Genomic DNA, 2,341 nt, shown 5'->3' on the forward strand with positions numbered 1-2,341 from the left:
GACCTCCTCGTCCGGGCCCTCGGCGGCCTGCGCGGCGTGCCAGGCGCGCCGGTCGGGGTCCGCGACCGGATCCGTCGCCTCGGCGAGCGCCCGGTGCACCGCCCGGCGCTCCTCGGGCCCGGCTCCGTGGTAGACGGCGGAACGGACCAGCGGGTGCCGGAAGCGGACGGACTCCCCGAACTCGATCAGGCCGGCCGCCTTGGCCGGTGCGGCGTGGATGGCGATCTTGAGCGCGGTGGCCGCGTGGACCAGCAGGCGGGCGTCGCCGACCGGTTCCGCCGCCGCGATCAGCAGCAGGGTCCGGGTGTCCGCCGGCAGCGCGCCGAGACGGCCGGCGAAGTCCCGTTCGACACGGCCGGCCACCGGTCCCTGGCCGCTGGGGAAACCCGACGAGTCGAGACCGTAGGCCAGTTCGGCGGCGCTGCGGCCGCGGGAGAACTCGAGCAGGGCGAGCGGGTTGCCGTGCATCTCGGCCACGAACCGGTCCCGGACCCGCTTCTCCAGCCGTCCCCCGACGGTGGCTTCGAGGAGTTCGCCGGCGGCGGCGGTGTCCAGACCGTCGAGCCGCAGCGCCGGCAGGCCGCCCAGCGCGGTCCGTCCCTCGGGGTCACGGACCGCGAACACCATGGCGACCGCCTCGGCGAGCAGTCGGCGGGCCACGAACTCCAGTGTCTGCAGGGACACTTGGTCCAGCCACTGCGCGTCGTCCACCAGGACCAGCACCGGCCGGGTCTCCGAGGCGCGGGTGAGCAGGGTGAGCACGGCGAGGCCGACCAGGAAGCGGTCGGGCGGGTCCCCGGCCGCCGTCCCGAACGCCACGCGCAGGGCGTCGCGTTGGGGTCCGGGCAGTTCGTCGAGCTGGTCCAGGAACGGCGTGCACAGCTGGTGCAGGCTCGCGTAGGGCAGCTCCATGTCGGCCTCGATGCCGTGCGCCCAGGTCACCTTCACCCGGGACGCCCGCGCGGCCACGTACTCCAGGAGCACCGACTTGCCGATGCCGGCCTCGCCGCGGACCACCAGGACACGGGACCCGCCTTCGCCCAGACCGGTCAGCAGGTCGTCGAGCGCCCCGCACTCGTGCTGCCGACCGACCAGGTCGGGAAGCGGACCGGCGATCATGCGACACAGCTCCTTGGGGAAGATCCGGGGATGTCGGGCCCCCACAACGTTGTCGGAACGATGTCGTCAACCTTACCCGGGCCGGGCCCACACCGTGGGTCCGATCCGCGTGACGGAGTCCACGCCGGATTCTCCTCGGAAGTTGTCACAGACGGGGCCGTTGTCCGGTCGTGCCCGGCGGTGGCACCGGAGGACCCGGGCGGGCGCGCGGCGGTGCCGTACGCGCCGGAACAGACGGCGTCGGCGCCCCGTACGCGGTTGCTATGCTCGCCGCGTGCGGGGGTCAGGGTGAGCAGCGGGGGCGGGCCGGGTCCGCTCCTCGGCCGGCGCCGTGAGCGTGACGCACTCGAAGGACTGGTCGCGGAGGTGACGGCCGGGCGCAGCGCCGTACTGGTCCTGCGGGGTGACGCCGGGATCGGGAAGTCCGCTCTGCTGGACCACCTGGCAGCGCGCGTCGCGGAGTACCGCGTCGCCCGTGGGGCGGGTGCCGAGTCGGAGATGGAGCTTCCGTTCGCGGGTCTGCACCAGCTGTGCGCCCCGTTCCTCGACCGCGCCGGCTCCCTTCCGCCGCCGCAGAGGGACGCGCTGGCCACGGCGTTCGGGATGAGCGCGGGTCCGGCGCCGGACCGGTTCCTGGTCGGTCTGGCCGTACTCGGGCTGCTGACCGACGTGGCCGCCGAGCGGCCGCTGTTCGTCCTGGTGGACGACGCGCAGTGGCTCGACCGGGTCTCCGCGCAGACCCTGGCGTTCGTGGCGCGGCGGATGCTCGCCGAATCCCTGGCGCTGGTCTTCGCCTCCCGCGAGCAGCGGGGACGCGACGAGTTCTCCGGTCTGCCCGAGCTGACGGTCGACGGCCTCGACACCACCGACGCCCGGGCGCTGCTGAGCACGGCGGCCGACGGTTCGATGGACGAGCGGATCCGCGACCGCGTCCTCGCCGAGGCCCGCGGCAACCCCCTCGCGCTGCTGGAACTCCCCCACGGCCGGCTCGACGCGGACCCGGCCGACGGTCCGGGCCGGCCGGGTCCCGGACCGGTGACCGGCCGGATCGAGCGGAACTACCTCGCGCGGGTGCGGTCGTTGCCCGAGGACACACGCCGGCTGCTGCTGATCGCCGCCGCCGAGCCGATCGGTGACGTGACGCTGCTCCGGCGGGCCGCCGAGCGGCTGGGTGTCGGCCCGGACGCGGACGGCCCGGCGGTGGCGGCGGGGCTGCTCGCCG

General features: G+C 75.0%; 2 protein-coding genes. One reads left to right on the top strand and one right to left on the bottom strand.

Going from position 1 to position 2,341, the window contains the following annotated elements:
• On the bottom strand, positions 1–1,119 hold a 1,119-nt coding region (locus B7767_RS35795), incomplete at its 3' end, for an AAA family ATPase (protein ID WP_179167436.1).
• Between the two features lie 288 nt (positions 1,120–1,407).
• Here B7767_RS35795 and B7767_RS35800 point away from each other — a divergent pair.
• Positions 1,408–2,341 (top strand): AAA family ATPase (locus B7767_RS35800; protein WP_179167437.1); only part of this gene is annotated, 934 nt, incomplete at its 3' end.

The organism is Streptomyces sp. 13-12-16, assembly GCF_002114215.1.
GTDB lineage: Bacteria > Actinomycetota > Actinomycetes > Streptomycetales > Streptomycetaceae > Streptomyces.